Source organism: Erythrobacter sp. NAP1, from assembly GCF_000152865.1.
Classification (GTDB): Bacteria; Pseudomonadota; Alphaproteobacteria; order Sphingomonadales; family Sphingomonadaceae; genus Erythrobacter.
Genome location: NZ_CH672390.1, coordinates 337,048 through 349,769, shown reverse-complemented (window position 1 = coordinate 349,769; position 12,722 = coordinate 337,048). Strand labels below are relative to the sequence as shown.

At 62.6% G+C, this 12,722-nt stretch carries 13 protein-coding genes; 2 read left to right on the top strand and 11 right to left on the bottom strand.

Annotated features, from left to right (window positions below):
* Window positions 1–27 precede the first annotated feature (27 nt).
* The 7 genes from NAP1_RS01555 to NAP1_RS16695 are packed head-to-tail and all read right to left on the bottom strand — an operon-like array spanning window position 28 to window position 5,864.
* Complete coding sequence (locus NAP1_RS01555) at window positions 28–1,557, bottom strand: hypothetical protein (RefSeq protein ID WP_007163453.1); 1,530 nt, start codon at window positions 1,555–1,557, stop codon at window positions 28–30.
* Between the two features lie 59 nt (window positions 1,558–1,616).
* Window positions 1,617–1,982, bottom strand: a complete 366-nt coding sequence (locus tag NAP1_RS01550) for a hypothetical protein (RefSeq protein ID WP_007163452.1) — start codon at window positions 1,980–1,982, stop codon at window positions 1,617–1,619.
* 20 nt (window positions 1,983–2,002) lie between these two features.
* The gene (locus NAP1_RS01545) at window positions 2,003–3,460 is read right to left on the bottom strand and encodes an NAD(P)(+) transhydrogenase (Re/Si-specific) subunit beta (RefSeq protein WP_007163451.1); all 1,458 of its coding nucleotides are present in this window, start codon (window positions 3,458–3,460) and stop codon (window positions 2,003–2,005) included.
* Window positions 3,461–3,463: 3 nt separating this feature from the next.
* Entirely contained in the window at window positions 3,464–3,745 is a 282-nt protein-coding gene (locus NAP1_RS01540; protein WP_007163450.1) for an NAD(P) transhydrogenase subunit alpha, read from the bottom strand.
* 31 nt (window positions 3,746–3,776) lie between these two features.
* Window positions 3,777–4,607, bottom strand: coding sequence for a hypothetical protein (locus NAP1_RS01535; protein ID WP_007163449.1), 831 nt, complete (start codon window positions 4,605–4,607; stop codon window positions 3,777–3,779).
* Window positions 4,604–5,725, bottom strand: a complete 1,122-nt coding sequence (locus tag NAP1_RS01530; protein WP_007163448.1) for an NAD(P) transhydrogenase subunit alpha — start codon at window positions 5,723–5,725, stop codon at window positions 4,604–4,606. The genes NAP1_RS01535 and NAP1_RS01530 overlap by 4 nt, the downstream gene beginning before the upstream one ends.
* A gap of 16 nt (window positions 5,726–5,741) precedes the next feature.
* Window positions 5,742–5,864: a hypothetical protein gene (locus tag NAP1_RS16695; protein WP_007163447.1), complete on the bottom strand. Its 123-nt coding sequence runs from the start codon at window positions 5,862–5,864 to the stop codon at window positions 5,742–5,744.
* Between the two features lie 372 nt (window positions 5,865–6,236).
* Here NAP1_RS16695 and NAP1_RS01525 point away from each other — a divergent pair, with 372 nt between their 5' ends.
* Both NAP1_RS01525 and NAP1_RS01520 read left to right on the top strand, forming a co-directional pair.
* The gene (locus NAP1_RS01525) at window positions 6,237–7,631 is read left to right on the top strand and encodes a sigma-54 dependent transcriptional regulator (protein ID WP_040464619.1); all 1,395 of its coding nucleotides are present in this window, start codon (window positions 6,237–6,239) and stop codon (window positions 7,629–7,631) included.
* A 45-nt stretch (window positions 7,632–7,676) separates the two neighbouring features.
* The gene (locus tag NAP1_RS01520) at window positions 7,677–8,447 is read left to right on the top strand and encodes an SDR family NAD(P)-dependent oxidoreductase (RefSeq protein ID WP_007163445.1); all 771 of its coding nucleotides are present in this window, start codon (window positions 7,677–7,679) and stop codon (window positions 8,445–8,447) included.
* Window positions 8,448–8,450: 3 nt separating this feature from the next.
* Here the strand turns inward: NAP1_RS01520 and NAP1_RS01515 are convergent, their stop codons facing one another.
* From NAP1_RS01515 to NAP1_RS01500, 4 genes are all read right to left on the bottom strand, one after another.
* Complete coding sequence (locus NAP1_RS01515) at window positions 8,451–9,671, bottom strand: alkaline phosphatase D family protein (RefSeq protein WP_007163444.1); 1,221 nt, start codon at window positions 9,669–9,671, stop codon at window positions 8,451–8,453.
* Window positions 9,672–9,743: 72 nt separating this feature from the next.
* Complete coding sequence (gene folP, locus NAP1_RS01510; RefSeq protein ID WP_007163443.1) at window positions 9,744–10,874, bottom strand: dihydropteroate synthase; 1,131 nt, start codon at window positions 10,872–10,874, stop codon at window positions 9,744–9,746.
* Window positions 10,875–11,217: 343 nt separating this feature from the next.
* Window positions 11,218–12,006, bottom strand: coding sequence for an outer membrane protein (locus NAP1_RS01505; RefSeq protein ID WP_007163442.1), 789 nt, complete (start codon window positions 12,004–12,006; stop codon window positions 11,218–11,220).
* A 193-nt stretch (window positions 12,007–12,199) separates the two neighbouring features.
* Entirely contained in the window at window positions 12,200–12,706 is a 507-nt protein-coding gene (locus NAP1_RS01500; RefSeq protein WP_007163441.1) for a MarR family winged helix-turn-helix transcriptional regulator, read from the bottom strand.
* Window positions 12,707–12,722: the final 16 nt, after the last annotated feature.

Below are 12,722 nucleotides of genomic sequence, written 5' to 3'. Positions count from 1 at the left end.
GCCAAGAGGTTGCAAGACAAGACCCATTCAGCCGCCGGACTGAGCCATTTCTAGCCCTTCGCGTGACAGACGCCGTCCCGGTGCGAATTCGAGCGACTGGCGGAAAGCCTCCGCCGCGTCGTCCTCGCGGCCCATCGCCAGCAAGCGTTCGCCCAGAATCTCCCAACTGGGCTTGGGCATTATCGGGGGCCCGAACACCACCGGAAGAGCGCTTTCGGCCTCTGCCGCGGCTCGCAGGGCCTCAAGACCGGCCGTTTCCTTGCCGCTTGCAAGCAGCTCAAGAGCAGCGACCTGCGCGACCCAGCGCTCGGCCCACGGCATCGTCGTACGGTCGTCGGGCGACCATCGCGCAAGGCCCTTGGCTAGCGGCTCAATGTCGGCCTGCATCGCGGCGAGAATACCCTCGAGCATCGCCGCATCATCATGATGGCGAAGCGCGTTGATGTGCGCTTCCTTCAGCCGGACGACCGGGAATTGCCGCGCGCTCTCGTCCAGCTCCTGCGGCCAGATTTGCGTGTCCACGGCCTGCCACCCGGCCATTGTGATATAGCTCCAGACCGGACCATAGAGCCTCTGTTCTCTCCCATCGGCCAAAGCGACAGCGCGGCAAGACGCGACCCGGTCGCTCGCATCTTCGCCCTGTTGAAGAAGCGCGTAGACCAGCCACTCATTATAGTGGCCGCAATCTGCAGGCGGTCGGCCCGCTGCCGTGCGCTGACGGTCAACGACCGCATCGGCGAGGATATTGGCCTTTTCCGAGGCCTCCCAATCGGCGAGCGCGTGGAAGATGTGGCTTATCATGTGCTGAGCGTGCCCTGCATCGGGCGCGACCACGGCATAACGCTGCGCCATACGTTCGCCGAGCGGGGCGTGGACCGGATCGTCATAGGAATGGATCAGGTAGTGCAGGATGCCGGGATGCATCTCATGGGTCATGAAGCCGGGTTCGAGGATGCCTGCCGCCTCCATGTAAAGCGCGATCTGCCGCCCGCCATGCGAGGAGCCGAGGACCGCAAGACCGGTGAAAGCGCGTACGTCGATATCATCGGGGTAGTCGGCCAGCATCGCCCGCATTGCGGCGAGGTATTCAAGGTCCCGCGCTTCCTTCTCGCCGTCTCCGTAAAGCGTCTCCACCGCGGCGAGCCACCGGCTTTCCATAGGATTGCGCGCCTTGGCCGCGCGCGCCTCCCGCGTGCTGCTAAGCCGGTTGAGGATTGCGGTTGCGGCGTCGTAATCCTGCTGTTCCCACAGCGGATGATTGTGGGTCATCGCCTCGCCCCAATAGGCCATCACGAAATCGGGGTCGGCTGCCTGTGCGGCGCGGAAGGCTTCGGCTGCGTAATCGTATTCGAAGTTGTGCAGAAGGGCGAGGCCGCGCAGGAACGGCTCGCGCGCCGCTTCGTTTGCGGTGGTTTCCATGACCATGAATTGTGCGCCGACCTGCTTGGGCGCGAAGGGCTGATCTTCCGAATGGCCCTCATGAGCCGATGCCGGAACGCTCAGGCTCGCAGCCGCACCTGCGAGAAGCGCCGCAGCGATGGTCGAAATCTTGGTCATGGTAATGTCCCCCTACTCGCCCTGCATTGTGCCGTAGGCGGGGGGATCAATGCAAGCGGTCAGCGCCCGAACATCTCAAGCCCGATTTCAAGGCCGCAGCCGCCTGCGACGCGCACCACTTGTTCCACTGCCTGACGATCGTCGACGCGGCGAAGGCGTGCCATCGCTTCTCCGGTGGACAGTGGAAGGCGCGTCTCGCCTTCTTGCGGTGCGAGCCGCTCGAGTTTGCGCAGCTGCGCGATGGATAGCCTGTCGACGAGACGCGGCGCCATGCATTCCGACATGTTCACCGGCACGCCATTGTCGAGCAAAGCCTGCTCCACTCGCTGCTCGGTCACGCGTTCGAGCATGCCGTCGCCGCGAAAGACGAAGTAGATCCCGACGCCGAACGCCAGCACCAGCAGCATGATGACGAGTAAGCGCATTGGGCTATCCTGGTCGCCCCCTAGTCCAGCGCCTTGACGATTTCCTCGACCATCTTCTTGGCGTCGGACAGCAGCATCACGGTCTGGTTCATGTAGAACACATCGTTGTCGACACCGGCATAGCCAACCCCGCCCATCGAGCGCTTGATGAAGAAGACCTGCTTTGCCTTGTCGACGTCGAAGACGGGCATGCCGTAGATCGGCGAGGATTTATCGGTCTTCGCTGCCGGGTTCACAACGTCGTTTGCACCGATGATAAAGGCGACGTCGGCGGTGGCGAATTCGCTGTTGATGTCCTCCAGCTCGAACACCTTGTCATAGTCGACGCTGGCCTCTGCGAGGAGGACGTTCATATGGCCGGGCATGCGCCCTGCGACCGGGTGGATCGCGTACTTCACCTCGACGCCCTTTTCCTCAAGCACGTCTGCCATTTCGCGAAGCGCGTGCTGTGCCTGCGCCACCGCCATACCGTAGCCCGGGATGATGATGACCTTTTCGGCCTGTTCGAGCATGAAGGCCGCATCGTCTGCGCTGCCCTGCTTGTAGGGGCGCTGTTCGCGCGGCTCGCCGCCTGCCCCGGCGCTGTCATCCGCACCGAAGCCGCCTGCGATCACGCTGATGAAACTCCGGTTCATCGCGCGGCACATGATGTAGCTCAGGATCGCACCCGAGGACCCCACCAGCGCCCCAGTGATAATCATCGCGGTGTTGCCAAGCGTGAAGCCCATCGCGGCAGCAGCCCAGCCCGAATAGCTGTTTAGCATCGAGACGACGACCGGCATGTCAGCCCCGCCGATCGGGATGATCAGCAGGAAGCCGATGGCAAATGCGAGCACGGTGATCGCAATGATCGGCCAGCCTGCGCCCGGCCCTCCGTCAGGCGAGACCGCGTAGAAACCGATGATGCCAATGATCGCGACGATGGTGCCGAGGTTGATGACGTGACGCGCCGGGAGAAGGATTGGAGACCCGCTCATCCGGCCAGAAAGCTTGAGGAAGGCGATAACCGAGCCGGAGAACGTGATCGCACCGATGGCGATGCCAAGGCCCAGCTCGATCCGGCTGACCATCAGGATCTGGCCCGCCTCATCGAGAATGCCGAACGCACCGGGGTTCAACCACGCGGCGAGGCCAACCACTACGGCGGCCATACCGACCAGCGAGTGGAAGCCTGCGACCAGTTCCGGCATCGCGGTCATGGCGATCTTGCGCGCAATCGTGACACCGATGATCCCGCCGAGGAAGATCGCAATCCCGATCTCGATGATATTGGCGATGTCGTGCGTCACCAGCGTCGTCACCAGCGCGATTGCCATACCGATCATGCCATTGCGGTTACCCGCGCGGCTCGTTGCGGGGCTCGAAAGACCACGCAGCGCAAGGATGAAGAATACGCCCGAGGCCAGATAAGCAAGCATGGCCCAGGCGGGGGTGGCTCCGACGCCGTCAGCGGCGCCTGCAAGGATGGAGAAGCTCATCTCTTACTTCTCCTTCTTCTTGTACATGGCGAGCATGCGCTGGGTGACGGCAAAGCCGCCGAAGATGTTGATGCTGGCCATCACCACGCCCGCAAGGCCCAGATACTTGGCCACCGGATCGGTCGATTCAGCCGCAGCAATCAGCGCCCCGACAATGATCACCGAGGAGATCGCGTTGGTCACCGCCATCAAAGGCGTGTGCAGCGCCGGGGTGACCGACCAGACCACGTAATAGCCGACGAAACACGCCAGCACGAAGATGGATAGGATTGAGATGAAGTCCATTATCGCGGTTCACTTTCTGACACTGAAGTCATCATCGGATTGTTACGCGGATTGATACGGCAAAGGGCTTTTGTTCGAGGGGTTCATCGACGCGGACCCGAATCGCACCGTCCTCAAAGCCGAGCACGGTCCATTTGGCGCCAAGCCCTTCGGCACCCATTTCCTTAGGCAATTCGTCTCCATCGGTGGAGAACCAGCGGCTGAGTTCGCCCTTTGCATACTCGCCACCAAACGCCACTCGGAAGTAGCGGGACTTGCCTATCGCGAGAAAGCCGCGTCCATCGAACTCGATGCCGACGTAGTAGACCTTTGTGAGGGCACGTGGATCGATCTTCTCGAACGATCCACCCGAAATCTCCCGCAAGTTTCGGCGGTGCTTTCCCCGAAGCTGTGGGAAGGCCGAGGGCTGCAACTTCTTCTTGAAGCCGCCATCGAAAGTCCCGTCGCCGTCAGCATCCTTGAAGCAGCTTGCCTGGAATATCGCCCCGACCATCAGGGCACCGACCGGATTGTATTCAGGCCGTTTGTCGAGGCAGTAGACATCGCCCGAGCCCGAGACGACCCCGAACAATTCGTCACCCGCTTCAGCCAGCACATCGCCATCACCATCGACTATCGCGCTGGTCAATCGAGCTGCCGTCGGGGGAAGCAGGCGCTGCTTGATCACGAAATCGTCGTTCGCGACCAGCCGTCCTTCCTCGTCAGCCGGAGCCGACGAATCACTCTCGATAAGGTCGACGTCGGAGATTGTCCAAAGCGTCTCGATATGGCGCTCATGCATGTCGCGCGCGGCAGCAGGATGGCTCGCCGTAAGCCCAGCGGCCGCTGCGACCGCAATCAGAGACGCTGCGGGGCTTCTCACCCCTTGAGCCTCTCATTCACGACTTCACCGCCCTTGGTCAGGCGCACGGCGTCGCCGATCTCTTCGTCGAGTTCGGGCTTGCCGGCTTCCTTGTCCCAGAAGGCCGAGAGGAAGTTGAAATGGTTGCGAGCAAACAGCGCGGATGCGTCGGCGGCAAGGTGCGCGGGGGTGTTGGCGTAGCCGATGATCTTGACGCCGTGGCGCTCCGTGACCTCATCCGCTTTCGAGCCTTCGACGTTGCCGCCTTGCGCAACCGCAAGGTCGAAGATCACACTGCCCGGTTTCATCGTTGCGATCTGTTCGTCGGTGATCAGCACCGGAGCCGCTCGACCAGGAATGAGCGCGGTTGTGATGACGATGTCCTGCTTGGCGATGTGTTCGCTTACAAGCTTTGCCTGAGCGGCCTTGTATTCATCGCTCATCTCGGTGGCGTAGCCGCCCGAGCCTTCGCCCTCGATCCCTTCGACATCGGTGACGAAAATCGCTTTCGCGCCAAGGCTTTCGATCTGCTCTTTCGTAGCCGATCTCACGTCCGTTGCTGAAACCTGCGCGCCCAGACGCCGCGCGGTAGCGATGGCCTGAAGCCCCGCAACACCCACACCCATGATGAAGCACTTGGCGGCCTGAACAGTACCAGCAGCCGTCATCATCATCGGAAAGGCACGGCCATAGGTGTCAGCCGCCGCAAGGACAGCCTTGTAGCCTGCAAGGTTCGACTGGCTCGAAAGCACATCCATCGATTGCGCTCGGGTGATGCGCGGCATGAATTCCATGCTCAGCGCCTCGTATCCGGCCTTGGCATATGCCTCGACCAGGTCGCCGTTCTGGAACGGGTTGAACAACGCCGCCACCCACGCGCCGGGCTTTGCACCTTTCAGCAGTTCTGCATCGGGAGCCTGAATGCCGAGAACGATGTCGGCATCCTTGACCGTCGAAGCCAGATCACCGGTCGCTGCGCCTGCATCGGCATAGGCATCGTCACCGATCGCCGCATGCTTCCCTGCGCCCGACTCGACAGCGACTTGCGTATCGAGACCGATGAATTTCTTCACCGTTTCGGGCGTCGCCGCCACTCGGGTTTCCCCCGGGCTGCGCTCCTTCAGAACTGCGATTTTCATATAGGTTTGGGTTTCCTTATGGCGCGATCAGCGTGACGACGAAGAGCGTGATCACGGCGATCACAGGCACGATCCACTTCAGCGATCCCATGAACCTGTCATAGGTCGAGCGTGCCTTGTCCATGTCATGCGTGCTCATTCTTGCGTATCCCCTTGCAAAATGTGCGGCGCGCCCCCGTGTCGGATCTGTTGAACCGGATTGTGATCCCAATTCAACAAAGCGCGCCAGTTAATGATTGGTTCCTGATCCCGTATCGAAGCAAACGGGGTTGCTCAACCCACCTTTGCGACCCGTGATCGGGATGCGCACCGAAATGCGACACAAGCAATTCCTGTGAATAGCCTTAATTCAGTCTTTACCTGAACGCCTTACACCATCGGGACGTTTCACCCCGGGACGATTGCCGGGGGCCGGAGGAATCAAGGCTCGCTTATGTCTCACGCGGATACGCCATCTGACAGCGTACCGGTTTCAGGCGCAGCCGATGTGCAGGACGATGCGCGCATCGTAATGCTGATCGACGATGAGCCTGCGCAGAGCCGTCTTATCACCGCGATTGCCGCCCGCGAAGGCTGGCGCACGGTGGTTGCCGGTGACGCAGAGACAGCCATTGCGATGCTTGGCACGCGCGAAGGCATGCAGCTTTCGGCAATTCTGCTCGACCAATGGGTTCCGGGTGACGATGCCTGCTCGCTTATCGCAGAGCTTAAGGAACGCCGCCCTGCTTTACCAATCCTGATGCTGACGACGTCCGCTTCCCCGCTTCTGGCGGTCGAAGCCATGCGTGCAGGCGCAAGCGACTACCTCGTCAAGCCGGTCTCGCCTGATCGCCTGATGGAAGCCCTTCGCGCCGTCACCACCAGAGAAGCGCCACGTGACGAGCTTGCCCCGCTGACCGAGAAGATGTCGGCAAGCCTCGACTTCGATGCGATGATCGGCACCGCTCCCACATTCCGCACCGCGCTCGCGCAAGCGGCCAAGGCTGCGCGCGGGCACGGACACGCGCTTATCGAAGGCGAGAACGGGACGGGCAAGGAGATGCTGATGCGCGCGATGCACGCTGCTTCTCCGCGTGCCAAGGAGAACCTGCGGATCATCAACGTCGCCAGCGTTCCGCCCAATTCGATCGAGTCGGTGCTGTTCGGGCACGAACCCAACGCCTTCCCCGGTGCCTTCGACCGCCAGATTGGCGCGCTTCAGCATTGCGATGGCGGCACTCTGGTCCTCGACGAGGTCGACCGGCTTAGCATGGCGGTGCAGACCCGCCTCCGAGACGCCCTGGAAACCGGCATCGTTCGCCCTGTTGGCGCCGCGCATGGTTTCCGTGTCGATGTGCGCATTCTCTCGGCTGCGAACAGCAATCTTGCGCAGATCGTCGAAGGCGGCCTTTTCGACGAGATCCTTGCAGAGCAGCTTTGCGCCACCCGCATCAAGTTACCGCCCTTGCGCGAACGCACCGGCGACATCCCCGCCCTCACCCGCCACTTCCTCCAGCGGATCGGCGAGCAGCCTGGGCTGACGCACCTTTCGGTCTCGGACAGTGCGCTAGGGCTTTTGGGCGCCTTCGACTGGCCGGGTAATGTGCGCCAGCTTCAGTCCGTGCTCTTCCGCGCCGCCGTCTATTGCGAAGGCGATACGCTGACCGCCGACAGCTTCCCGCAGCTATCCGAGCTTATCGGAGAGCTTGAAGCAGGCTGCAGCTCGCATTTGCACGAAGGCGTGGGTGTGATGCTCTACACCGAAGACGGCAATCTGCGCCCGCTCGAAGAGATCGAGGCCGACGTCATTCGCCTCGCCATCGGGCACTATCGTGGCCGCATGACCGAGGTTGCGCGCAGGCTCGGCATCGGGCGCTCGACACTTTACCGCAAGCTCTCCGATCTCGGCATCGACAACGCAGCGTAGCACGCGCTGCTTGATCGCGGTCTGAGGCGCAGCTAGCGCTCGGCCATGACTAATCTTCAAGACTTCACCGGGCGCACCGCGCTCGTCACTGGCGCTTCATCGGGGATCGGTGCGGCGTGTGCGACAATGTTGACCCAGCGCGGGGCGGCGAAGCTGATCCTTGTCGATGTCGATACGGACGGCATGGCCTCGCTGGACCTCGGTTGCGAGGTCGAAGCCATCACCGGCAGCGTTGCCGACGAAGCGCTCTGGATGGACCTAGCACCCAGCCTGGAAGGCCTCGACCATGCCGTTGTCAACGCTGGCATCGGCGGCTTCGGAGAGATCGCCGACCTCGAGTTCGCCGAGTGGCGGCGGGTGATGGACGTCAACCTTGATGGCGCTTTCCTGACCCTGCGCGCTGCGCTCAGGGCCATCCGCGCCAACGGCAAGGACACCGGCGGCAGCGTGGTCATCACCGGCTCTTCAACCGGCGTGAAGCCCGTCGCCTGTATCGGCCCCTACGGTCCTGCCAAGGCCGCGGTGGCGCATATGGCGCGCATTGCCGCGATGGAGAACGCCGAGGCCGGCATCCGCGTCAACGCAATCGCTCCGGGCGGGGTCGATACCGCGATCTGGGAGACGGGCGAGGACTTCAACCGCTCGGTCGAAGCCATCGGCCGCGACAAGACCATCTCGCGCATGGCCAAGACCACGCCTTTGGGCCGCTTTGCCTCTTCCGAGGAGATGGCAGCGACGATCCTCTACATGCTGTCCGATGCGGGGTCGAACATCACCGGCCACGTCCTCGTCAGCGACGGCGGCTTCACGCTCTGACGCTTACCAGCCGACAGTGCGGGTCACCCGCACCTCGCCCTCGCTCCCGCGCATCGACATGGTGAAGGTACGCGCTTCCCAGTCGATGTCGACGAGGCCGAAGTTCTCTTCCGAGATGAAGTCGGTGACGCGCTTCGTATCGGGTTCGCGTGCGGTGTTCCGCTCGGTCGAGGAGAACGAGTAGTTGAGCGAGGAGCTGGTCAGCTCCCAGATCTGCTCACCGCCTGCGGCTGCGGGTGTATCAGTGTAGATGCCGCCCGCGTGACGGTCGCCTGACAGCAGCACCATCCCGCTCTCTTCGCGACCTGCGAGCATGCGATATAGCTTCTCGCGCTCAAGCGGCAGGTTCTCCCAGTTCTCATAGTCATGCGCGTCGGTGATGACCTGAACGGATGACGCGATGATGCGGAAGTCGGCGGGCTTGGCGAGCTCTTGCTCAAGCCACTTCCACTGCTCCTCGCCCAGCATCGTCTTTGCCGGATCGTCGCTCGGCACATACGGCCCGAGCGGCGGACGTTCGAGCGAATACGGCATGCGATCAAGGTCGGAACGGAAGTAGCGCGTGTCGAGCACGATTACCTGCGTTCGCTGGCCTTCCGCGCCGAAGATCGCCGAATCGTAGACGCCGGGGCGCGACTTCACCTCGTCGGACGATCCCCAAAAGGTCTCGAAGATGGTCTCGGCCCAGCCGCGGAAAGCGAAGCTGCCGCCTGCATCGTTCATGCCGTAATCGTGGTCGTCCCAGGTTGCCATCATGGGCACCTGCTGGCGGAAGGCGGTGAGTTCTGGCGTGTTCGCCTGCACCCGGTACGCCTCGCGCAAGGTCTCCAGCGTCGCCTCGCCGGTCCAGCCGTTGTCGCCATAGTTGTTGTCGCCGATGAACAGGAACAGCTGCGGATTGGTCTCGGCGATCTCGCCCCAGATGTCCTGCGGGCGCAGCTGGTGGTTGCAGCTTCCGAATGCGAGGCGCGTGATCGTCGTGTCCTCGCTCAGCGTGACGCCAGCGGGCGCAACGGGTAGCTCGATGCGGCTTTCGAGCTTGTCGTAGTAGGCTGCCAGCAGATCCTCTGGATACATCGGCACATGCCCGTCGCCGTGGTGGTGAGCGTGCATTTCGCTGTGCGCTGAATGCTCGTGGGCTTCCATATGCGCATCCGCCATCAGCGGCGCCGTGGCAAGCGCGGCGGCGGCGGTTCCGAGAGTGAGAAGCATGGGGGTGCGCATCGGGTCGTGTCTCCTGTTCGTGTGCCAGCGCCTTTGCCGCGCCAACGTGACTCTATTGCTACAAGGCGCCGATCACAGCGGCGGCAATTGGGTGAAGTCGGTGAGCGCCGCATCGCGCATTCCGCGCCAGACATTGCGCGCCTGCACCGTTTCGGGAACGTCGTGGACGCGCAGCATGTGCGCGCCTGCATCCATCGCTTTCACGGCAAGCGCGATCGACCCGCCGAGCCGCTTGTGCGCGGGCTCCTCGTTCGAGAGCGCACCGATCATGCGCTTACGGCTCACGCCTACGAGCAGCGGGCTGCCAAGCGCGTGGAACAGAGGCAAAGCGTTCAAGAGCGCGAGATTGTGCGCGAGGGTCTTGCCGAAGCCGATGCCGGGGTCGAGCATGATCCGCTCTTCCGCCACGCCGCCCGCGATGGCGGCTGCGCGCACTGACTTGAGCGTATCGAACACTTCGCTCACGACGTCGCCATAGTCACCACCGTCCAGCGTGTCTTTGGCATGCAGGTCGTCGCCCGTCCCCGGCGCGTGCATCAGCACCACCGGGCATCCCGCGCCCGCAACCAGCTCGGTCATGCGCGGATCGTAGCGCATGGCTGAGACATCGTTCGCCATCTGCGCTCCCTTTGCGAGCGCGGCTTCGAGCACGCCGGCGCGCCTAGTATCGACGCTGATCGCGGCGCCCATGCTCGCGCAGTACTCGACCGCCGGGACCACTCGCTCGATCTCGTCGCCTTCCCATGTCGCTGCGCCGCCAGGGCGCGTGCTCTCGCCGCCAATGTCGATGATCGCCGCGCCCGCTTCGAGCATTGCAAAGGCATGCGCGCGGCCTGCGTCGGGCTTTTCGAGGAACTCGCCGCCATCGCTGAAGCTGTCAGGCGTCACATTGAGAACGCCCATCACCTGCGGCTGGTCGAGGCGCACCGTGCGCTCTCCCAACTGCAGCGGTGCGTGAACCAGTTGCAGGTTCGCCCATTGGCGCTCGGCCTCAGATGCCAGTTCACCGCCGGGCTCGCCCAGCGCCTCCGCCGCCTCGCGAACGCCGAAGACCCGGCGATGCGTCACCGACCCGCCCTCGCGCACGATCAGCGCAAAGCGCGCGGCATAGGCCATCGTGCCCGCCAGCCGGATCGCCGCGCCATCCTCGGCCTGCGGACCGCTGACGAGACCGATGGGCTGGACGTAGACAGACGCGCTCACAAGGCTGCTCCGAATGTGGTGTTGAGGTGAGAAGTGGACCGGATGTTACACGGTCCAGGGGCAAAACCCGCAAAGTGTAACCCTGCGCCCCAAAAAGTGTGACTGTAGCCCCCGATGCGTGACCTTGAGGCGCAAAACCGTGGCCCTTGATCGCCACAGTGTGACCTGGCCACACCGCCGTCTGCTGCCGGCATCTGCGCTATCGTCATGAAGCTCATGGCAAAGCCCTTAGCGCGTAGGCTTGATGTAGGACAGCCGTGTGCTTCGCGAATTGCCCAGACTTCATATGAAAAGGGCCACGCATCTCTGCGCGGCCCTTCGGGTCTTATCGTTTCAGTCTGGTTTAGCCGCCGAACTTCACGCGGACGCCTGCGGTGAGAAGCGACTGCTGGCTTTCGACTTCAAGCGTCGCCGGAAGCAGCGTGAGCGGGATCTCAGCGTCTTCGGTCATGTCGCGGAACGTGTACTGGCCGAACAGCTCGACACCCGGGCTGACTTCGTAGCCTGCGCCTGCCATCAGCTGATAGGCAAAGCCGCTGTCGTCATCCTCGCCCACTGCGACGCCCGAGGGGCGATAGTCGACATCAACCCACTGATAGCCGAGGCCAGCGCCAACATAGGGCTTGAACCCGCTTCCGGTCTGAATGTCGTAATAGACGTTGGCAAACAGGCCGAAATTGGAGACATCGCCCTGCCCGTCGGCAAGCACTTCGCCAACGGTCGGGTTGGCGCCGCTCGCGTCACCGCGGGTCAGAACTGCCGAATCCACGCCGTCAATATTCGCACCGCCAACCAGCAATTCGCTGTGGCCGCTTACGTCATATTCGGAATAGGCGGCTTCGGCTTCGAGGCGGAAACCGTTCTCGAAGGCGTAACCGACCTGGCCACTGATTGTGTAGCCGGTGTCGAAATCGGTGTCCCAGGCGAGGTCGGTTCCGTTGGGGATCGAGCCAAAGTCATCCGTTGCGGGCACTTCGGCTTCAAACTCTCCTTCGTTTGAACTGTCGCTCGGCAGGCTGACGCCGCCACTGACACCGACATAGGGGCCAGCTTCGGACTGAGCGGCTGCGGGGACAGCGGCGAAGGCAAGCGCGGCAAGGGGGAGCGCTGCGTATTTAATTGAGTTTTTCATGTCATTCCTCTTTCGTTTCTCCCAAGCGCGACGAACGGGGGATGCGCGCGGGATCACGCTGCTTACGCGTTAGAAAGCTGAATGGTTTCCGACCGATACGGTGAACCGTGCGGTGCAAACGACAATCAGTCGCACCAATCGACGAAGCGTTTATGGCAGTCGATGATAGTCAGGCCGAGCCCGGTTCACTTGATCATGTTTCGGTGCGAAAATCGGCTGGGATCGGACAGTTCGTGCAGACGCTGTCCTTGCACAAGCGGCACAGGGTTCGGCGTTCGAGATCGCTCGTTTCGAGCGATGCGAGCAGCCGGTGAAGCAGCCCATCAAGCTGCGCCACGTCCTCCCGCTCCAACCCTTCGAGCAGAGGCGTGATTGCCGCAATGCGCCCGTCGAGCAATTTTTCGCGTGCGGCCATACCCTCGGCAGTCAGGAACAAGGCCACGGCGCGCTTGTCATCGCCCTTGCGCCGCTCGACCAGCCCGTCGGCGACCAGCCGGTCGGTCAATCTCACCGTGCCTGAATGCGAAAGGCCGAGGGTTCGGCGCAGCGCATCATTCGAAGGGCCCATGCCATATCCTATCACCACCAGCGCAGCCGGAGTCTCGCCGGCGTGGTTGAGGATTTCGCGCGCCGCCTGCTCGATTCTGTCGGCCACTGCGAGACCCACGACGCCGAGGAGATTGGCTGTCCTGTCGATCATTCGATCAGCTTTATGT